The organism is Streptomyces sp. NBC_01298, from assembly GCF_035978755.1.
Lineage (GTDB): Bacteria > Actinomycetota > Actinomycetes > Streptomycetales > Streptomycetaceae > Streptomyces.
This window is the reverse complement of sequence record NZ_CP108415.1, coordinates 129615-147926: the sequence shown is the minus strand read 5'-3', so window position 1 is coordinate 147926 and position 18312 is coordinate 129615. Positions and strand designations below refer to the sequence as shown.

At 68.9% G+C, this 18312-nt stretch carries 20 protein-coding genes; 4 read left to right on the top strand and 16 right to left on the bottom strand.

Annotation, left to right across the window (positions count from 1 at the left end):
• Positions 1-91: 91 nt before the first annotated feature.
• From OG730_RS41965 to OG730_RS41895, 15 genes are all read right to left on the bottom strand, one after another.
• Positions 92-439 (bottom strand): hypothetical protein, encoded by a 348-nt coding sequence (locus tag OG730_RS41965; protein ID WP_327309845.1) that lies wholly within the window; start codon positions 437-439, stop codon positions 92-94.
• Between the two features lie 105 nt (positions 440-544).
• Positions 545-2941, bottom strand: coding sequence for an FtsK/SpoIIIE domain-containing protein (locus OG730_RS41960; protein ID WP_327309844.1), 2397 nt, complete (start codon positions 2939-2941; stop codon positions 545-547).
• A gap of 143 nt (positions 2942-3084) precedes the next feature.
• Positions 3085-3579 carry a hypothetical protein gene (locus tag OG730_RS41955; protein ID WP_327309843.1) on the bottom strand — a complete coding sequence of 165 codons (495 nt, stop codon included), beginning with the start codon at positions 3577-3579 and terminating at the stop codon, positions 3085-3087.
• Positions 3576-4070 (bottom strand): hypothetical protein, encoded by a 495-nt coding sequence (locus tag OG730_RS41950; RefSeq protein ID WP_327309842.1) that lies wholly within the window; start codon positions 4068-4070, stop codon positions 3576-3578. The genes OG730_RS41955 and OG730_RS41950 overlap by 4 nt, the downstream gene beginning before the upstream one ends.
• Positions 4070-4324, bottom strand: coding sequence for a hypothetical protein (locus OG730_RS41945; protein ID WP_327309841.1), 255 nt, complete (start codon positions 4322-4324; stop codon positions 4070-4072). The genes OG730_RS41950 and OG730_RS41945 overlap by 1 nt, the downstream gene beginning before the upstream one ends.
• 203 nt (positions 4325-4527) lie before the next feature.
• On the bottom strand, positions 4528-6000 hold the full coding sequence (locus tag OG730_RS41940; protein WP_327309840.1) for a DUF2637 domain-containing protein: 1473 nt from the start codon (positions 5998-6000) through the stop codon (positions 4528-4530).
• 94 nt (positions 6001-6094) lie between these two features.
• The gene (locus tag OG730_RS41935; protein ID WP_327309839.1) at positions 6095-6871 is read right to left on the bottom strand and encodes a hypothetical protein; all 777 of its coding nucleotides are present in this window, start codon (positions 6869-6871) and stop codon (positions 6095-6097) included.
• A gap of 108 nt (positions 6872-6979) precedes the next feature.
• A complete protein-coding gene (locus OG730_RS41930; protein WP_327309838.1) occupies positions 6980-7126 on the bottom strand; it encodes a hypothetical protein in 147 nt (48 codons plus the stop codon).
• The gene (locus OG730_RS41925) at positions 7123-7521 is read right to left on the bottom strand and encodes a hypothetical protein (protein ID WP_327309837.1); all 399 of its coding nucleotides are present in this window, start codon (positions 7519-7521) and stop codon (positions 7123-7125) included. Before OG730_RS41925 ends, OG730_RS41930 begins: the two co-directional genes overlap by 4 nt.
• On the bottom strand, positions 7518-7913 hold the full coding sequence (locus OG730_RS41920) for a hypothetical protein (protein ID WP_327309836.1): 396 nt from the start codon (positions 7911-7913) through the stop codon (positions 7518-7520). Before OG730_RS41920 ends, OG730_RS41925 begins: the two co-directional genes overlap by 4 nt.
• A gap of 65 nt (positions 7914-7978) precedes the next feature.
• A complete protein-coding gene (locus tag OG730_RS41915; protein WP_327309835.1) occupies positions 7979-8137 on the bottom strand; it encodes a hypothetical protein in 159 nt (52 codons plus the stop codon).
• Positions 8137-8304: a hypothetical protein gene (locus OG730_RS41910; RefSeq protein WP_327309834.1), complete on the bottom strand. Its 168-nt coding sequence runs from the start codon at positions 8302-8304 to the stop codon at positions 8137-8139. Before OG730_RS41910 ends, OG730_RS41915 begins: the two co-directional genes overlap by 1 nt.
• Positions 8304-8495, bottom strand: coding sequence for a hypothetical protein (locus OG730_RS41905; RefSeq protein ID WP_327309833.1), 192 nt, complete (start codon positions 8493-8495; stop codon positions 8304-8306). The genes OG730_RS41910 and OG730_RS41905 overlap by 1 nt, the downstream gene beginning before the upstream one ends.
• Complete coding sequence (locus OG730_RS41900; RefSeq protein WP_327309832.1) at positions 8495-8812, bottom strand: hypothetical protein; 318 nt, start codon at positions 8810-8812, stop codon at positions 8495-8497. The genes OG730_RS41905 and OG730_RS41900 overlap by 1 nt, the downstream gene beginning before the upstream one ends.
• A 250-nt stretch (positions 8813-9062) precedes the next feature.
• Positions 9063-9320, bottom strand: coding sequence for a WhiB family transcriptional regulator (locus OG730_RS41895; RefSeq protein WP_327309831.1), 258 nt, complete (start codon positions 9318-9320; stop codon positions 9063-9065).
• An 873-nt stretch (positions 9321-10193) separates the two neighbouring features.
• On the opposite strand from OG730_RS41895, the gene OG730_RS41890 reads away from it, so the two are divergent.
• The 4 genes from OG730_RS41890 to OG730_RS41875 all read left to right on the top strand — a co-directional run bounded on the left by OG730_RS41890 (position 10194) and on the right by OG730_RS41875 (position 15293).
• Entirely contained in the window at positions 10194-10700 is a 507-nt protein-coding gene (locus OG730_RS41890) for a GntR family transcriptional regulator (RefSeq protein WP_327309830.1), read from the top strand.
• 36 nt (positions 10701-10736) lie between these two features.
• Positions 10737-11585 (top strand): DUF5919 domain-containing protein, encoded by an 849-nt coding sequence (locus tag OG730_RS41885; protein ID WP_327309829.1) that lies wholly within the window; start codon positions 10737-10739, stop codon positions 11583-11585.
• Complete coding sequence (locus OG730_RS41880; RefSeq protein ID WP_327309828.1) at positions 11582-12382, top strand: inositol monophosphatase family protein; 801 nt, start codon at positions 11582-11584, stop codon at positions 12380-12382. Before OG730_RS41885 ends, OG730_RS41880 begins: the two co-directional genes overlap by 4 nt.
• A gap of 1567 nt (positions 12383-13949) precedes the next feature.
• On the top strand, positions 13950-15293 hold the full coding sequence (locus OG730_RS41875; protein ID WP_327309827.1) for a hypothetical protein: 1344 nt from the start codon (positions 13950-13952) through the stop codon (positions 15291-15293).
• A gap of 191 nt (positions 15294-15484) precedes the next feature.
• On the opposite strand, the gene OG730_RS41870 is transcribed toward OG730_RS41875, so the two are convergent.
• Positions 15485-18010 carry a DEAD/DEAH box helicase gene (locus OG730_RS41870; protein ID WP_327309826.1) on the bottom strand — a complete coding sequence of 842 codons (2526 nt, stop codon included), beginning with the start codon at positions 18008-18010 and terminating at the stop codon, positions 15485-15487.
• Positions 18011-18312: the final 302 nt, after the last annotated feature.

The window sequence follows — 18312 nt, the reverse complement described above, 5'->3', positions numbered from 1 at the left end:
TGCTCCTTCCTGGGTGGGATACACGAAGGCCACCCCCGCGGCGCGGAGGTGGCCTTGGCCGTGCCGGACTCGGCGCCGGCGGCAAGAGGTTCTACTTGGGAGCCAGGTTTCGCAGGGCGTTGGCCGCCAGGTCGAGGTGCACGGAAAGCTGGCGGCTGTGATGCCTGGCGTTGTTGGTGCCGTTGACCGCGTTCTCAGTCCATGTCCGGGGTGGGTTGCGGTCCGTAGATCGCCAGGTCTCCGTGTGGAGGTGGGCGCGGACGTAGCTGTGGAGGTTCAGGGTGATCTCCGTCAGGAGGTCGGCGCACTCACGAATGGCGTCGATCGTCGCTGCTGCTTCGGCAGGGTAGGCGTATGCGGCCCGGGGGTCGCGGGTGCCGTTGGCGATCTCGCGGAGGGTCTGAGCGGCCTGGGATGCGGTGATGGGGTGGGCAGCCATAGCAGGAGGCTGCACCATATGTGTCTGTGCTGAGACGGGTTCGGACGAGTTGAGTTGATCCCGCCGGTGCGGCCGGAATCGTGTTCCGGCCGCACCGGCGGGTGGTCACTCGGGTTCGGCGAGGTCTCTCAGGGCGGTCAGGTCGATGCCTTTTCCGGACTTCGAGGTCATTCCCGCGCGCACTGGCTTCACCTCGAGGCCGGCCGCGCGGAGGGCGTCGCCCACGGTGGACGAGGTCCAGTCGGTGCCCTGGGTGCCGTCCTTGTTGAGGCGGGCGGCGATGTCGGCCAGGTGCGCCTTGGCCTCTCCTTCGAACAGGTCGGCGATGGTGGTGAGCAGCTGGTCCAGGTGGGCGGGATCCTCTTCTTCCTCTGGGTCGGCGTCGGGATCGAATCCGTCCGCGTCAGCGTCGTAGGCGTCGGTGTTGTAGGTGCCCCCTTCGGCACTGCCGCGCCCGCCCTGGCCGCCCGCCACGGTGGACAGTCCAGTCAGGGAGTAAAGGGCATCTTCGATCGGATCGAAGCACTGGCCGGGCAGGACCCCGGCCAGGCGGCGCAGCTCGAAGGCGTTGGTGATGATGTCGGCAACCTCCTGGTCGGTGAGGTAGTGGGAGCGGCGCAGGGCGGGCTTCCCACCGAGGGCGAGCCATCCGACTCCACGGGTTTCGTCGGAGATGAGGGACGCGTTGAACCCGGCCCCTGCTCGGCCGTCTCCGAGGATGGTGTTGGAGCTGGTGGCGTCCTCGCAGCGCATGGCCCAGCGGCCCGCGATGTTGTTGCGCAGGAGCCGGGGGATGACCTCCACGAGGGGGGTCTGCGTGGTGAGCACGAGGATGATGCCGGCGCCGAGGCCTTGGGAGCCGAGGAGGATCAGTAGGCGAATGATCTTCGCGCGGAGCTTGGGGTGGGTGGTGTACGGGTAAAGCTCGTCGATCGCGATGACTTCGATCGGCATTTCGTGGAGGAGGTCTTCGTCGAGCTTGGAGCGGCCGAGGTCGGACAGTCGCGCGTAGCGGCGGTCCATCTCGTCCTTGAAGACCAGGAGCAGGGCGAGGAGCCGTTCCGGTGAGTGCTTGAAGAAGGTTGAGGCGATGCGGGCGGTGCGGTTGTGTTCGCCGCTGCCCTTGCCGTCGATGATCCGCAGGTTGACGCGGGGGTCGAGGGCGCATGCGCAGATCAGTGCGGCCAGGGCGACGCCCTTCCCGGAGCGGGACGCGCCTCCGAGGATGATCGCGATGTCCCGGATGAGAATGGCGATGATCTCGCCCCGCGGGTCGGAGGCGACGGGCGCGCCGTCGTTCCACACGTCGAGGGGTTCGGTGCGGCCGATGAGCGGGGATCGGTAGGAGATGGTCATCGGGTCGACGTGGAAGCGGGCGACCTTGACCATGCGGGCGTGTCCGCCAGCTTCGGGGCGGACTCGTTCAAGGAGGAGCAGCGATTCGTCCACGGCCATCTCTCCGGCGATGTCGACCCGCCGGTTGATGATCTTGTCGGCATTCAGGTCCTGTCCGGCGGGCAGCACGATGAAGGCCTGCCAGCCGAGCTGGTCGCGGACGACCTCGCCGACGATCGTGGCGTGGGGGTAGATGACGGGCTGTCCGTCTTCGCTCTTGGGCGGCTTGAGGAGCCGTGCCCCGTAGAGGGCACGAGTGAACTCTTCGGTCTCTGGCGTGACGGTGTTCGGGTCGTAGGTGGGGGTCAGACCAGTGGGGTGGGGCTGCTGGCCGTGCAGCCCGGCAGGCATTGCAGTTTCTAGTTCGGGAATTTGCAGTACCGGGGGAAGGGACCGTTCGGTGAGGGGTATGGGGTGGCGGGTGAGCCACCAGGCACCGGCGAGGGACAACGGGATTGCGAGGAGGGCGCTGACGGGGAACTGGATGACTGCGAACCCGCCCACGCCGAGTCCGACCAGGGCCGTGACGAAGCGGCCGGCCCCGCCGGTCCGCCGGGCGCGGGCGACCTCGTCGTTCGTCGGCCAGACGGCGATGAACGATTCTGCGGTCAGGTGTTCCACGGCGGCGCGGTGTCGGCGGGCCTTTTCGCCGGCCTGCGCGGCGAGTGTCTTCTCCTGCGCGGTGAGTCCTTGCCGGGCTGCGCGGGCGGCCCAGGCCGCGACAGGCTTCTCGGCGGCGGCCAGAGCAGCCGCAGCGTCGGCCCGCTGTTTTCGATACAGAGCAAGAGCACGGAAGACGACTCGGCGGCGGATCTCCTCGTCGGACATGTTCTGTCCAGAGAGCCAGTGTGCGGTGACCTGGAAGGCATTGCGGTACCCGGGACCCGTGCGGGTGCCGACGATCCGGATGCCGGTCCACACCGCCTGTACGACGCGGTGGGAGCGGCCTGGATTTCTGATTCCGCTTTCGCTGTCGGGAGTCCTGGGATCGGGGCCAGCCGTACCGGGATCTGGGGCGGTGGGGGAGGGGATGTCGTCGACGATCTCGGCGTCCCAGACCCACTCACCCTGGTACAGCTCGGGAGCATTGTCCGGGGTGGTGCTCATTGCAGTTCTCCGTTCGGGCGGGCAAGCAGTGGGGCCTTGTAACCGTGTACCCAGGGTGTGCTGGGGACGGTCACAGGGCCGGTAACCGGGTACAGCAGGGGTCCCGGTTACCGGGTTACGCGGTTACATCGCTGGTCAAGACGTCATGCAAAGAACCACGCCTGGATGGTGCTGGCACCGATGCTGTTGACCATGGGGGTGAGGGTTACGGCTCCGAAGAACGGTCCGAGGCAGATGCCAGCGACCGACCCGAAGCCAAGTTCCTTTTTCAGCACGCCGACCGCGGACTTCCAGAAGGCGATCATCACGACGACGATCACCAGCATCAGCACGGATCCGTACGGGGTGAGCGTGCCGAACTCGGCGGCTCGGCTGACGGACACGGCGTCGGCTCCGGTTCCCTTCTCCAGGGCGGTGTCACCGACCCAGCCGAAGCCCTCGAGGATCCAGCCGAGCAGGGTGCCGAGGAGACCCCCGACGCACGCACCAACGAGGGCCAGGGCGGCGCAGCTGGTGAGGAACGGAAGCAGCTCGCGGACGTTGCGGGCGCCCTTGCCGGACTTGAACCACCACCAGGAGACCCGGCCGAAGAACACGCACAGGCCGATTGCGAGCATGCCGAGGCTGACGGTTTTCATGAGGCGGCTCCAGTAAGCATGGTGATGGCGGACAGCAGGGCGGGCGGGTAGTAGACCGGCGACAGGGCGGCGCCCCATACGAGGAGCACGGACCACCACTTGTGGTAGGCGAGGTGGACCAGGCCGAAGCCGATGAATGCGAGGGCGACCATCCCGAACGGCGCGGCGTCGGGGGTGTCTTCGGTGAACCGGGCCAGGGCGGCGCCGCCAATGGGGCCGGTGGTGAGCGCCGACACGATGAACTGGCGTCCGGTGGGGCTGGACAGCCAGTCGCGCAGCCACTGGAGGCTGACCTGCCGCGGCTTGGCCGGCTCGGGGGCGAGCCGGGTGGCGAGGGCGTCGGCGAAGGTCTCCGCCATGGCCCGCATGTCGGGCCCGGTGTAGGGGCTGTGGGGGTCCTGAGCTGGGGTGATGGAGTGCCACGGCACCTGGTCGGGCGGCGGGTGGCCCGGGTCGTAGGGGGGTTTGGGCGGGTACTGGTCGGGGTCCATCAGGTACCCCCCAGTCCGAACTCGGCCCACACGATGAGGAGCTGGCGGCGGACGAAGATCTCGTCGGCGTCCGGAGCCGCCCAGGCGGGGCGTTCTCGAGAGCCGGGCTGAGGCTGCGCCCACACGGGCGTGGACGGGGTCGTATCGGCGTCGGGCTCGTTGCGGGAGGGGAGGTGGGTGATCGTGTCCCACTTCCCCGGCACGACGGGGCGTTCACGGCGGAAGCCGCGGAGAAGGCGGGGTACGTGCGGCATGGTGGTGCCCTCCTGGTGTGTGAAGGCTGGGGTAAAGGCACGGGGCCCTGAGTGCTTCTGTGGTGGTTGCAGCAGGGCCCCGTGCTGCTAGCGGGGGTGGTGGCGCGCGTGCCGGTGGGGCCGCAGGGGGGCGCACTGCCCAGGTGCGGCGGGCGCGTCGCCCATGGGCGATGCGGCCTTGGCGGCGCGCGCGGTGCAGGCGTTCATGTGGTGTGCCTGTCTGACGGGGAGACTCCTGGCTCCCCGTCAGGGAATCGTACTGGTGTACGAGTCTGTCGGGGTGATTGCCGGCCTGGCAGTCCGCCGTTCTCGTTCACGGCCTTGCTCAGCCACGATTTGGACTTGCCGAGCGGGTCCTGTGCATAGGCACTCAGCGTGAGATTCGGGTTCAGCGCCATGGCGTTGAAGAAGTCGTTGGCGGCGCGCTTGCGTTCCTGTTTCGGGGTGAGAACGCCTTCCTCGTTCTCGTTCTCGGTGTCGTCGCTGTTCTCGCCGCCGTTCTCGCTCTTGTTCTCATCCGCGTTCACGGTGCCGGGGTCGGCGGTATCGGTGGTGTCCACGGGCAGCGGGACTGAGGCGTGAACAGCGGGCGGGCGCGGTGCGGCAGCGGCGTGAACGGGCACGCTGTTCACGGCCACACCCACGGGGTTCTCGGGGGGCCGAGAACGGTCGCTGAACTGTGAGAACAGGGAAAGGGTGTCGTCGTTCTCGGCACCGTGAATAGGCTCGTTCTCACCCGTGTTCATGGTGCCGTTCTCGGTGTTCTCGCCCGTGTTCACGGTGTCCGGGTCGGTGTTCACGGTGCTGTTCTCACCCGTGTTCACGGTGTCCGCGCCCGCGTTCTCGCCTCCGTGAACGGGCGTGTTCACGGTGGTGTCGGTGCCGACCGCGAGGGCGAGAACGGGCGCGCTGTTCTCGATGTCGTTCACGTTCTCGGCTATGGTCCCCGGGCCGTCGAGGCCGTGAACGGGGGCGCCGTTCTCACGGCGTTCACGGTGACCGCCCGTAGTCAGCGCGGGGAGACGCACGCCGTGGCGGAGCATCCGCAGCGGCAGCAGCTCCTCTATGGTCAGCTTCTTCCGCCACCGGCGCCCGTGCTTGGCCTGGAGTCGTGCTTGGTAGAGGAGCCGGTCCTGTTCGATCTGGATCGCCTCGTCGTACGAGCGCAGCTCCCAGAGCTTCATGCGGCGCCAGAGCTTGAACGTGGGCACCGGCGCGAGGAACCAGCGGGCGAAGCGGACGCTGTCCATGTGCCGGTCGGCGGTGATGTCCGCGATCCGGCCGATGGCGTGGCGGGCCGCTTCGACCGAGACGACGAACAGGATCGGGATGACGCCGTGCATCGCGACGCCCAGCGGGTCGGGCCAGGAGGCTGCGCCGTTGAAGGCGATCGTCGCGGCGGTCAGCAGCCACGCCGTCTGGCGGAGCATCGGGAACCCTATGCGCAGCCAGGTCAGCATCAGGTCCAGGGCGAGAAGTACGACGATGCCGGCGTCCAGTCCGATCGGGAACCAGTGCGCGAAGGCCCCGAAGCCCTTCTTGATGGCGAGGGCTTGGACCGCGGCGTACGACCCCGCGAAGCCGATCCCGGCAATGACCAGCACGCCGAAGATGACCACGCCGATGAGGATGCGCAGCGGGCGGGTGATGACGGGTTTGGTGGGGGTGCCGGACACCGGCACTGCTCCTTTCTCTTGGGGCCACTGGGGCCGCCTGGGCGACAGGATGATTTGCGAGTGCGCATCCTTGCCGCCCAGGCGGAGAGGGTGGCTAGAGCCCTGCCTGCCGCTGCTCGTCGGCCTCGGCCAGCGCCGTGGTGAACGCGGCGTCAGGGGCGGTTGCCGGGGCGGCAGCGGTGGCGCGGCCGGAGAGGTCGTGGGAGAGGTACCGAAGCAGCTCCCCCAGCGACTCGTAGCCGTTGTCGGGCATCCATTCGATGAGGCGGGTCAGGGCCCGAATCTCGCCCGGGTACAGGGGGACGGAGACGGGGGCCTGCGCGGTGGTGAGGTCGGCCGCCAGGCCACGGCGCAGAGCGAGCACGCGGGCGTCCGCATAGGTCTCGTCGGCGCTGAGGCGGCGGAAGCCGTTGTCGCGGGCGTAGCCGTCGAGGATGGCGGTCAGCCCGTCGAGCCCTTCACCCAGCGACCGGTAGCGGGGCTTCTCTCGGCTGCCCACTGAGGTGTGGTCGATCATGCAGGCCGTGGCGAAGGAGGCAACGCGTGCAGGGTCGGGGGTGAGACCGGCGCCCATGAAGACCTCGATCATCGGGCCCCCGCCTTCGACGCTGTACTCCCAGCCCGCGAAGCCGTCCCAGCGAAGCTGGGCGATGGTGCGGCGGGGGCCGTGGCGCAGAGCGTGGATGACGGGGAACTGGATGTAGGACTCCGTCTCGGCGTGCTTGGCGTCGAGCTTCGAGTCCTCGCCGTCGAACACGCTGATCGAACTGGTGGGCAGCCCCTCGTCCATGAGGGCCTTGGCGGTGGCGGAGGTGTAGTGGCCCAGGGCTTCCCGGAGGTCGGCTACCTGCTGGTCGGTGGGGTGGGGCATGTGCCTGCTTTCTTGATGGTGGTGAAGGGGCCGGTCGGCCGAGGCCGTGCTGAAGCCGCGCCTGGGTGAGGCGGGCCGCGGTTTCAGCACGACGTCGTTCGATGCCGGTCACTGCCAGGTGGAAGCGGTGAGCAGGGCGAGCGCGGCGGTCAGGCCGCCTAGGAGGCCGCGGAGTTCGGGGAGCGCGTCGGTGTGCTGCGCCTTGCCGAAGGCCAGGGCCATGAGGCCGGTCAGGGTGGCCAGGTGTGCGGTCACCGGGCGGGTTCCCACACGTCACAGCGGGGGCCGCCCTGGTGGTGGCCGACCGTGCCGTTGGGGTTGCAGGGGCAGCGGTCCGGGGCCGGGGCGGCGAGGGGCGGCTCGGGGGTGGGGTGGCCGGTCAGGCTGGGGCAGGGCTCCCAGTGCCTCCCGGTGCGCGGCTCGTCGTGCTCGGCGCAGTCGACCGGGCAGGGCCCCGGAACGGCGCCGAACCCGTTGCAGAACCTGCACTCCCGAGCGGCGAGGTCGCGGGCCAGGTCGCGGCGCATCCGGCAGAACCGGAGGTGGAACTCGGCCAGCGCCACGTTGCCCTGCTGGACGGCGAGGGTCGCGGCGTGCTCGGACGCCAGGGCTTGCGCGAACAAGTCGCTGGAGGTGCGGCTGCTGGTCACTGGTCGCCGCCTTCCGCCCGGAGTATGGCGACGGTAGTGCTGGCCTGCTCCTCGTTGAGGCCGGCGGTGAGCCGGAGCGCGGCGACGGGGTCGATGCCCAGCTCGATCGCCTTCTGGTAGACGGTGCGGTGCTCGTCGCTGTGCTTGCGGAGCATGGAGGCGACCCACTGGGTGCCCCAGGGCTCCTTGTCGGCGGCGGCCTTGGCGACCATTTCGCCGAGCTTGGTCTGCGCGGTGACCTCGTCGTAGATGACGGCCAGCCCCATGCCGAGGAGGAGGAACCGCTCGGCGGTGGTCTCCTCGACCTGGAATTCGGCCATAGCGTCGGTGACGGCGGTTTGGAAGTCGTTGGGGTTGGCGATCTGCGGGAAGCTGTCGGGGGTGCAGCGCATGGTGGTCTCTCCTTCCAGGGGTCGGCCGCCCCCGCCTGGGTTGGCGGGGGCGGCCGAGCCGGGGGTCAGGTGCGGTTCTTCTTGCCGAGGGCGGACAAGGCCCCGATCCGTCCGGCCGCCTTGCGGGCGCCGGTGCGTTCGGTGGTGACCCGGCCGGTCGTGAGGTTGGCCTTGGCGGTCTGGCGCGGGGAGCCGTTGTCGAGGAGGCGGTTGAGGAAGCTCATCAGCGCTTCCCCCAGCCACGCTTGGGCTTCGAGGTCCGGCCGCTGATCCGAAAGGCCTCGCCGCGGGCGGAGGCTGCCCGGGCGGAACGGTCCGGCTTCTTGAAGACGGACCTCTTGCCCCTCGTGCTGCCGTGGCGCTCGGGCTCGCTGAACAGGAAGCGGAGCATCAGCAGGCCCCCCGGCGGGGTCCGGCCTTGCGGCCGAGGTGGGCGCGGCACATCGCGATCTCGATGCGCTCGGCCACGCGGGGGTCGACGGGCGGGGCGTCGAGCGGGGGCAGCCGATATCCGGCTGCGCGAGCCCGCTCGACCAGGCGGGCGTGGTGGGCGGTGCGGGTCGCCTTCTGGTCGACGGCCATCAGCTGGCACCGCCGATCAGGATGTCCATGGTGATGCGGATGGTGGCCTGGCCGGCGTGAGCGACGATCTCCGCCCGGTCCCGGTTCTCCGGGTCGTTGAAGGCCATGCCGGGGGCGGCGAGGAGCTGGACCACGTCGGTGGCAAGGGACGGTGTGACCGGCAGGGGGATGGTCAGCTCCAGCTCGGCGGCGCGGTGCTGGTGGGCGCCGAGCCACTGACGGAGCTGGTCGAACCCGGCGTCCTCGTCGAGGAGGAAGCGGTCGAGGCTGATCGGTCCCGCCGTGGGGGCGGGGAGGGTGGCCGTAAAGTGGGCCATGTCCGGTACTCCTGCTGCTGTCAGGTGGTGCGGGACGTACGCCACGGCGGTTGCCGGGGCGCGGATGGGGCCCTCCTCTTGGTGTTGCGAGCACCGAATGGGGGGGCCCTTTCTGCTGCCCAGACGGGCACGGCTCCCGCACGCCTCGCATTTCTGCGGGCGTGTGGGACCGGGCTCGTCCGTCAGCGGGCAAGGCTGGGAGCTGGGTTCACCAGCTCACGGACGTCTGCCATGCGGAGGACCGCAGGGGTCACGCGTTCGAGTTGCGGGCCCGGTTGCGGGCGGCGCGGCGCTTCATGGCACGGCGCTCGTCCTCGCTGAGGCCGCCCCAGACGCCGGAGTCCTGGCCGGACTCGAGCGCCCACTGCAGGCACTGCTCCATGACGGGGCAACGGCGGCACACCGCCTTGGCCTCCTCGATCTGGAGCAGCGCCGGGCCGGTGTTGCCGATGGGGAAGAAGAGCTCAGGGTCCTCTTCCCGACAAACGGAGTTGTGTCGCCAATCCATGCGAATCACCTCTTTGCATTCGAAGGGTGGTTCCGGGCAGGCAGTCTGCGAGGAGCACACGAGTTGGCCTGACCGGTGTGGGCTGTGGAGCCCGGAAGAACCGATGCGGCAGAACCCGATCTGCGGTTCGTACCGCGGGCACGCCAGGTATTCGTCTGGATGTGCCGGATGCACGTCACGGCCCGAAGGGTGACGCGTAGGAGACGAGGAAGCCGAAAGGCCTTCTCGACTGCCAGTTACGCTCTGGCATGCGCGCCATCGTCACGCTCTGGTGTAGCGGGCGGCCGCTCCGGTGGTCCGTGGAGCCGGTGCGCTTGGCGTGCCGCCGGGCGTTTGGTGTCCCGGTCGCCGACCGGGGGCGGCTATGCCGCCACATGCGCTGGATGCCGCAGAGCCAGGGGCTCCTCCCCGCCCCCAGCAATCGCTGGGTGCTTGCCACGGCGTGGGGGGATAGGGCACTCGGCGCGGCGGCTCGGACCGGGGTCCTTGCTCGCCGTCCGGATGAGTGCGTCTCACGTCATTCCGCGCAGTCCACTGTGCAGTTCAGAAGTTGCGGGGCCTTCCCTGGTCCTCCCGCGAGCGGGTCTCCCAGAGGGCCTTGATCGATCAGGGGCCGGACCTTGCCGACCGCTTCCCCGCAAAGAGCCGGGGCTTGAGGGCTTGTTGAGCCCGGTAGGGGCAAATCGGAAGTCCGACTACGCCGGTCGCCGCTTGCCTCAACCTGGTAATCAAGGTAGTACCTGGTATACATAGTTTGTCAAGGAGGTGATTCGCGAGATGGCTGCTCACGTAGTGGTTGTGGTGGTTTCGGTCCCGGCGTTGTGCTGCACTAGGGGGACCATGTACAACCAGGCATACAAGGGAGGCCGCTCTGTGGCTGATGGAGCCAGGACGCAGCCCGAGTACCGCAGGGTCCTCGACGACCTGCTGCGCAAGGTCAGCAGCGGAGAGCTGCCGGTCGGTGAGAAGATCCCATCGACCGACGGCCTGTGCGCGGAGTACGGCGTATCGAAGCCTGTGGTCCGTCGCGCCGTTGCAGAGCTTCAGGGACGGCACATTCTCGAAGGTCACCCGGGCAAGGGCGTCTACGTGCGCGCTCGCCCGGCGGACCTCGAAGACGAGCAAGCCTCGTTGGCGGAGCTCGCAGCCGGACTGGAGTCGGTTCAGAGCCTGCTGGGTGCGATGCAGGAAGCCGACAATGAAGCTGTGGCCGCCATGCGGCGGGAGTTGGGAAACCTCCGCCGCCACGTGTCACGGCTTGAGGCCAAGCTCATCGAGCTTTACGGCCGGCTGGGCCAGCCGTACCAGCGGGATGCTGCGACGTCCGACGACGGTGGCGACGGGGTTGAGGGCAGCCAGAGCCAGCCTCTTGGTGCCTGAACAATGACTCACCGGGATAGACGTGGAGGGGGAGACATGGGGCAAGCAGCGAAGGTGGTCTCGATCGGAGCAAGGTCGAACTACCGGCCGGACTTCGGCCAACTCGCTCGGAGCCAGCTGGAGACTGCTCGGAAGGTCAAGGGCATGTCACAGGCGGAGTTCGCGTCGCTGCTCGCGTCCATGATGGGGTGGCCCATCACCGTGGACACGCTCGAGGCCTGGGAGTCCGATGCCACCCCGCCGGGGGACGTCATGATGGCGGTCGACCTCATCATCCGATCCGCGAGCACGGGCGTGGGCGAGGGACAGCCTCGTGATGTCCTCACCGACATCGTCGGCAGTCAGTTCGCCGATCTCACCGGCATCTACGCCAGCCGGTCGGAGTTCCAAGCCACCACGTCCGTCGCCTCGCTCTTCGACGATGCCCGCGACATCAAGGCCTGCGGTCTCTCCCTGAACATGCTGTGCCAGACGTACTCGGACAGTCGCCTGCAGCAGATCATCGAAGGTGGCGCGACACTGTGCTGTCTGTTCCTGGACCCTCACGGTCAGTTCATCAAGCAGCGTGAGGCGGAGGAGGGCTACCCAGAGGGGCAGCTTTCCGCTCTCACCGCCCTGAACCTCGGCATCATGGAGCGGCTGTCGGAGCGCCTCACCGAGGACGCGAGAGCGCGTCTGCAGTTCGCCGTGTACGACGAGCCGATCCGCTTCAACGTCTTCCTCATCGACGGCCAGCTTTGCGTGGCCCAGCCCTACCTGCCCCAGACCCGCGGCGTCGACTCCCCGACCATGCTTCTCCGAAAGCGCCCCTCATCCGGCGGCCTGTTCCCCACCTTTGAGCGGGTATTCACGAGCCTGTGGGAAAGGCACGGTGCGCAAGCATGAGCACGATGAGCGACTTGCTCGCTGTTGCCCAGGGTGCGGTCGATGCAGCATCGCACCTGGTCCGTCGCACGGCGGTCGGACAGGTGGAGGCCAAGGGGGAGCGCGACATGGTCACCAACGTCGACCGCGAGGTGGAGGAACACGTCCGAGCCTTCCTTGCCAGGGAGACTCCGGAGATCGGCTTCTTTGGCGAGGAAGGCGGCCAGGCCGGCAGGACCACTGCACCACTGCAATGGGTTCTTGACCCTGTCGACGGCACCGCGAATCTCGCCCACAAGATTCCCCTCTGCGGGGTGTCGCTGGGCCTGATGCAGGGCCAGGAGGCCATGCTCGGCGTCATCGACCTCCCGTTCCTCGGCGAGCGCTACCAGGCGGCCCGCGGACTCGGCGCCACCGCCAACGGACAACGACTCCAAGTTCGGCCGAACAGCGACCTGGGCGAGGCGATTGTCGGCCTGGGCGACTACGCGGTCGGCGAGCAGGCAGCGGAACGCAACGAGCAGCGCCTCGCCCTGACCCAGCTGTTGGCGGCCAAGGTACTTCGCGTCCGGATGCTGGGATCGGCAGCAATCGACCTGGCATGGGTCGCATCCGGCCAGCTGGACGCCTGCGTGGCACTCAGCAACCACCTGTGGGATGTGGCAGCGGGTGTGGCTATCGCGCGTGAAGCAGGCGCCTCCGTGATCGACGTCGACGGGACCCCCCACACCCCGTCGTCCCGGGCCACCATCGCCGTCACGCCCGGCCTCGAGAGGGCCTTCGCTGATCTGCTCAACACCCTGCGCGACACCACGTAGCAGGGCCAGCAATCGTCGGTCAGCTCGAGCACAGAAGACATAAGCCCGAGCAGCACCGCTCTTCGGACCGAAACGCAGAGCGGCCCGGGAGTCCAGTCCCGAGCCGCTTGTGCTGCCAGATGAGGGGGTGAGCACTACACGCATACCTAGCTGAATCACGTCGCATGCCCGGCTGTCCAACCTCCCCAGGTGGGCCGGGTGGCGATGCAGTACGTACTCAAACCCTCGACTGGAGCACATCATAGCTGCCCGCCCTGGGGCCGGCTCAGTCATGCCTGAAACCGGACCGAGTCCCCACTCCGCCAAGCCGCCACTGATCCTCTTACCTCCCGCCCCATCCGGCCCGTCCCGAGGGCGTGCCGACACCATGGACTACCCCGATCTCGACCAGCGCGGAGTACCCCGTCACCCTCTACTGCTGTCTGAGGGCATGCGGAGCCGTCTCCTGTCTGCAGTCCTCTGTCTGCTTGAAGACCCCGCTCTCGACGGGGCCTCGGACGACATACGGCTGAGCACCTTGGTGCTCGCGGCGAAGAGCGAGTCGGACTCTTGCCGCACAAAGATCCGCGCCCGTGAGCTCGGTCGATGGATCGGCATGTCGAAGTCCACGGTCGACCACAGTGTTCTGCCTCACTTCCGTGAGACGGGCATCGTCCAGTACCGCATAACCAGCTCTGAGACCGGCCGGATCACAGGTCTCGAATGCGTCATCATGCCGATGTGGCGAGCGCGGACTTCGGAATCACGCGAGCACCCCTTGACCCTGTACAAGCAGGAACTCGCCACCCTCCTGAGGTTGATCGAAGACCTGTTCGCACCCGGCTGGGGCGCCAACGCCACTTCCGCCGGACGAATTGCTCAGCGGCGAGGCCGCGGTGCTGCCACCGATCGCCTCGCACTTCTCCTCATGGTGCTGCACGCGAACGAGCAGGGGCGTGTGCCCCTCGTCGGCGGCACCGTGCAGACGGGGAAGGGCCGGGCGGCGGCGACCGTTGCAAGGCTCCTGGGCTGCAAGCCGGCCGGTGGGGGAAAGGTCCTATCTCGGCTGCGTTCCTTCGGCGCCGTGGCGACTACGCGTGTCCGCACACGATCCGGACTGCTGGGCAAGACCCGTCTCGTGGTGCCGGCAGCAGCGGATGCGCACGCAGCCTGGATGGACAGGCGGGCTGCGAACCGCCGGGCCGCACGCACGATCGCGCACCAGGGGCGAGGGTCAGGTCTGGTGACTGCAGCGAGTGGGCGACGGGCACTCACCTGGACACAGGCGTCCAACCGTGGCAAGGCTGGCGGCGACCACTGGTCCGAGGATGGGCTCCCCGGAACTGCAATCGGAGATCTTGATCAGCGGAACCCGGCGGACCGTACGCACCCATCTGCAGGGATAGCGTCCACGGGACCGGCAACTCCCACAGCTCCAGAGCGCTCCGGTGCTGCACCCCTTCACACTTACCACCCTGCTGTGGGTACTCAACCGAGCCAATCTGCAGACCGTTTCTGCTTTTCCGGCGTAGCCAGGGGGCGGTACGGAAGGCAGCCGGACCGCGCGTGCGCGTGCGAGGACCACACCGTGTCGTCGCCCAATGCGCCTGCCTCACCCGAGGCACCGGCCCCGGCCAAGAGCCCGCTGCGCGGAGAACAGCACATGCTCTCCCCCTCGGAAGTCAGCACGTTCAGCAAGGATGCCGCCCGCCAGACACTCGCTGCTTGGACGGGTCAGTCGGCCGACGCGCCGCAAAGCTGGGCTTCGGTTCCGAAAGAGTTCGCGACCGTTCTGGCCCCCGTGGAGGCGGTCTTTGGCCAGGTGGCGCGCAGGGCCGCCCGGCATGCGGTAGTCGCCGCAGCCCGGCGTGAGCTCCAGCTGTTGCGAGGTGTCTTCGGGCCTGGCGAGGCTGAGCGCCTGCTCAATGCCCGGCTCAGTCGGCGGCTTACCCAACAGCGTCAAAGCCAGGCGTCTATCGATGATCCAGCAGGCTGGATCATCGGCCGCGCCCTGCCGCGTCGCGGCAACTGCTACGACAACCGCTGCGACGAAGGCCGGCGCATGGACACCGAAGGCACCTGCCCGGCCTGCGTGTTGCTCATCGCGGACCGCCGAGCCCTCCGCCACAGTGTCGCTGCCCGGCTCTCCGGCAGCCTGTCCCTCGCACGGCCCGGACAGGCTCCCAGGCAGGACTTCGAGACGTTGTTGCGGCAGGAGTTCGCAGAGCACGAGGCTCGTCGCGCCGTTCACCGTGAGCGGGCCATTGCGGAACGGACTGCACGGGACGCCGCGGTTGCGGCTCACCGGGCGCAGGTGAAGTCTCTGGAAGCGGAGCGCATGGCTGCGCCCTGCCTGGAGTGCGGCGGGCAGACGGAGGCCGAGGTGTGCGGCATCTGCAGCAGCTGGCAGGCGGTGGAGCTGGCTGCTGCCGAGAGCGCAGACCTCGCCCGCGTTACCTGGACGGCCGCCGCCTCGCTGGCCGCGCGCGAGAGGACCGCCGACCACGCGGCGGCTGAGGTCCGGGCCGAGGCGGAGCAGGCCGCAAGTCGCGGACGAGTGGAGGGCGCCACTGCGGAGACGGCCGCCTGCATGGCCAAACTCGCAGCGGAGCTGACTGCAGGGGAGCGCCGCAGGGCGGCCCTCGCGACTCTGGCGCTTGGCTCCAGGGCGGAGGCGGAAGCGGCTGGCGCGTTCGAGGCTGAGCTGCGGCGCACCCACCTGCATCCGTCGGCTGACGACGCCCACCGCTCAGCGCGAGCCGCGGCCGAGGCCGCGCGCCTGCGGGTAGCCGAGCATCTCGTAGCCGCGGCGCTGGCAGAGGGACGGGAGCGCCGACGAGAGGAGCCGCAGCTGGACGAGACGGACCCGTACCGGTTGGGGGCCGCACGGGTGCGGGCGGAGTTGCGCCGAACAAGTTCGAGGGCGGCATGAAGGCCCGGGCAGGCCGCGCTGGTGGCCAGACTTGGCGGTGTCCCTGGGCGATGCCGACCCGCGACGGCACGTCGTGCGTCGCGCGCGGGCACGGGGACCCGACCGTCGATCGCCGTCGGGTCTCCGTGGACGGTACGAGTCCGTGGCTCGTTGCGCCCACGGAGACCTGCTGTGGGTCGGGGTGGGGGAGGTCAGCCCGTAGCTGCTGCCGGCGGCAGCGCGAAGGCGGTGAAGATCGTCCCGGCCGTCAGCTTGTGGAAGGTGAGTCGTTCGGCCACGGCCTGAGGGTCCTGCCAGCGGTGTTGGCCAAGGGTCAAGGACTCGGCCCAGGCTCGGACAGCTGCAGTGAGCTCGGTCCACTTCTCGGGCGTGACGACGCGCATGCCGTCGACGGTGATCGCCTGGCCGTGAGTCTCCCTGCTGGGGTGGACGATCACCGGGATCCGCTGGGTGCCGTCCGGGAGGGTTTGCGCTGCCCAGCGCACGCTGCCGCCAAGCTGATCGAGGTCGTGCTTGGAGATGGTGTCGGTCACGCAGCCGGTCTTGAGCTCGATGACGGCGTGCCGGGCGGGCCCGAGGATCCACAGGTTGTCCGGACCGGTGTCGTACAGCTTCTCGGGCCGCGTGCTGGTGAACCCGAGATGCCGGCCGAGGCCCTCCCATGCCTGCTCGGCTTCGTCCGCCCGGTCCTTGTCCCGCCAGACAACCTTCTCCAGGAGCGCCTGAACGCCGAGGAGCAGGGCTGTGGCGTCGGCGTATGTCTCCCTCAGATAGGCGGCGCAGGCCTCGGCCTGTGCCGCCGCGGGCCGCAGCTGGGTCGGGGTGACACCGCCGACGGGCTTGAGGACGAACGGGTTGTCGTCGAGGGCGCGGGAGAGCTGCTGCTGGGCGATGTGGGGGTCGACGTGGTGCAGGTAGGCGGCGCGCTGTTCGGCCATCCAGCCGCGGACCGCCGGATCGGTGACGGAACCCAGCGCCTTCTGCAAGCGGGCGGCGGCATCGTCGTAGCGGCCGGTTGTGGCGAGGTTGAATGCCTCGCGGGCGCCGACTGCCTCGGCGCGCACGGTGCCCCTGGCGTCGTAGTGGACGGAGGCCAGGGCCGATCGGTTGAGCGCGCGCCACTGGGGGTCCCGGTCGAGGCAGAGGCCGATCGCCTCGCGGATCCCGTCGAGGCCTTTGCCTTCCAGCTGCTCGGCAAGGCGGCTGCTGACGTCGATCTGGGCGCGGGTCGCGGGGGAGAACAGGGACTGCTGCTTGGGGTCGTGCAGGGCGATGGAGAGCTGGCTGCCCAGCAGCAGGACGGCGCAGTGGTCCTCGGTGTCGCGGACCCCGCGTCCCATGCCCTGCTCGATGCGCTGGATCTGGCGGGCGAGGAGGCTGGGGCTGCCGGACAGAACTCCGGCCTCGCGGCGTTCGGTGGCGTCCATGGGCCGGGGGACACCGTCCAGGATCAGCAGCTCACAGGCCGACCGGGGAAGGTCGACGCCGTCGTACTTGTTGACCAGGACCACGAGGCCGACGTGCCCGTTGCGGAGGGAACTCACGGTTTCGGGGAGCTCGCCGGCGTGCACGACCTGGTCGGCGTACGGGTGCCATGCAGCGGCGGCCGCGGTGCTCGGCACGAGAACCACGACGTTGACGGGATGCGAGTCAGGGGTTCCGTCTCCGTTGCGGTCGCCGTTGGCGAACTGGCGGGCCAGTTTGCGTACGGCTTCCGGATCCATCTTGGGGTTGAGGGCGACAGGGGCGAGGATCATCCGGTCCCCGAGGTCGGCCGCACTGCCGGGGGTGACCGGCTGCTCTACATCCTGCGGGCGGGCGTCGAGGCCGGTGACGAGGACGCTGTCGTCGGCGAGGGTGGCCGTGAGATAGACCCGGCGGCCCGCGCCGGCGAAGGCCGGGATCATCGCGATCGGCGGAGCCGGCGGAGCGATCTGGATGCCATCGCTGGTCAAGGTCGCGGAGCACAGGTGCAGGACGTCGGCGATGAGCGGCCAGGTGAACTTGAAGTCCTGGTCGTCGGCGTGGGGATGCAGGATGGCCATGACCTTGTCCTGCTGGTCGACCCACGACCAGAACGGAACGGGCAGCGTGGCGGTGTAGTCGTTCGCCTGGATGTCTGCCCATGCCTTGGGGGACTGCCGTTGCAGGTCGGACGCGAACAGGGTCTTCAGCTCCGTGTACGCGGCGTGCGCGGCCGGAACGGTGAGGCGGAACTGTGCCTCGGCCGTGGCGAGCGCGGCGTGCGCATCGTCCACGATGACGATGCCGACGTCGAGCTTCTCCCGGGCGTCCCCGACCACGCCGAACACGGACCGGCCGTTGATCAGCTTCTGGAAGGTGGTGACCAGGATGGCCCGCCCGGCCCTGAACGCGAGGTTCTCGACCTGATCGGTCGTTCCCAGGCCCATCGCTTCCGCCTCTGCACGTACCTGTGCTGCCAGGTAGCGGTCGGGAGCGAGGTAGATCGCGGGTCCCAGGCCTTCGTTGAGGGTGCTCTGGGCGATGAGCAGCCCGACGGCGGTCTTGCCGCCGCCGGTGTTCTGCTTGATCACTACGTCCCGGCGCGTGCGGGCGTTGAACCACGCCTCCAGGATTTCGCCCTGCTCGTGGCGCAGGTAGGGCCAGGGGCGGCGGGCAAGAGCCGCGTAGATCTCTCGGGGCCGCAGTAGCGGCACCTGGGGGCCGGTCCCTACAAGACTCAGATCCAGCGGCACGACGGTCCTCTCTCCACAACGGCGGCAGCCACAGAGCGCTGGGTGCCGAAGAGCCATCATCCACCGGCGCTGCCGCGCCCGGCGGGGGTTTCACAGGCGCAGCAGCAACGGGGGTCGAGGAGGGGGATGGCCGGCTGGATCAGAAGAACTCCACGCCGCAGAACTCGAACCCCTGCTCGTCGGCGAAGCATTCGGGAGGCCGGTCAGGGCAAGACCGCTCTACGCCGGCTTCCGCCTCAGGGCCCAACGCGGCGTCCCCACCAACAGCCCCGGCGTGGTTGTGCTCGGCGGCTGGGGTCCCG

Bases quoted from the DNA above. Each gene is read 5' to 3' on its own strand.
- OG730_RS41960 (WP_327309844.1), bottom strand. From the start codon at position 2,941: ATGAGCACCACCCCGGACAATGCTCCCGAGCTGTACCAGGGTGAGTGG.
- OG730_RS41920 (WP_327309836.1), bottom strand. From the start codon at position 7,913: ATGCGCTGCACCCCCGACAGCTTCCCGCAGATCGCCAACCCCAACGAC.
- OG730_RS41905 (WP_327309833.1), bottom strand. From the start codon at position 8,495: ATGGCCGTCGACCAGAAGGCGACCCGCACCGCCCACCACGCCCGCCTG.
- OG730_RS41965 (WP_327309845.1), bottom strand. From the start codon at position 439: ATGGCTGCCCACCCCATCACCGCATCCCAGGCCGCTCAGACCCTCCGC.
- OG730_RS41915 (WP_327309835.1), bottom strand. From the start codon at position 8,137: ATGAGCTTCCTCAACCGCCTCCTCGACAACGGCTCCCCGCGCCAGACC.
- OG730_RS41900 (WP_327309832.1), bottom strand. From the start codon at position 8,812: ATGGCCCACTTTACGGCCACCCTCCCCGCCCCCACGGCGGGACCGATC.
- OG730_RS41910 (WP_327309834.1), bottom strand. From the start codon at position 8,304: ATGCTCCGCTTCCTGTTCAGCGAGCCCGAGCGCCACGGCAGCACGAGG.
- OG730_RS41950 (WP_327309842.1), bottom strand. From the start codon at position 4,070: ATGGACCCCGACCAGTACCCGCCCAAACCCCCCTACGACCCGGGCCAC.
- OG730_RS41885 (WP_327309829.1), top strand. From the start codon at position 10,737: ATGGGGCAAGCAGCGAAGGTGGTCTCGATCGGAGCAAGGTCGAACTAC.
- OG730_RS41945 (WP_327309841.1), bottom strand. From the start codon at position 4,324: ATGCCGCACGTACCCCGCCTTCTCCGCGGCTTCCGCCGTGAACGCCCC.
- OG730_RS41955 (WP_327309843.1), bottom strand. From the start codon at position 3,579: ATGAAAACCGTCAGCCTCGGCATGCTCGCAATCGGCCTGTGCGTGTTC.
- OG730_RS41935 (WP_327309839.1), bottom strand. From the start codon at position 6,871: ATGCCCCACCCCACCGACCAGCAGGTAGCCGACCTCCGGGAAGCCCTG.
- OG730_RS41895 (WP_327309831.1), bottom strand. From the start codon at position 9,320: ATGGATTGGCGACACAACTCCGTTTGTCGGGAAGAGGACCCTGAGCTC.
- OG730_RS41880 (WP_327309828.1), top strand. From the start codon at position 11,582: ATGAGCACGATGAGCGACTTGCTCGCTGTTGCCCAGGGTGCGGTCGAT.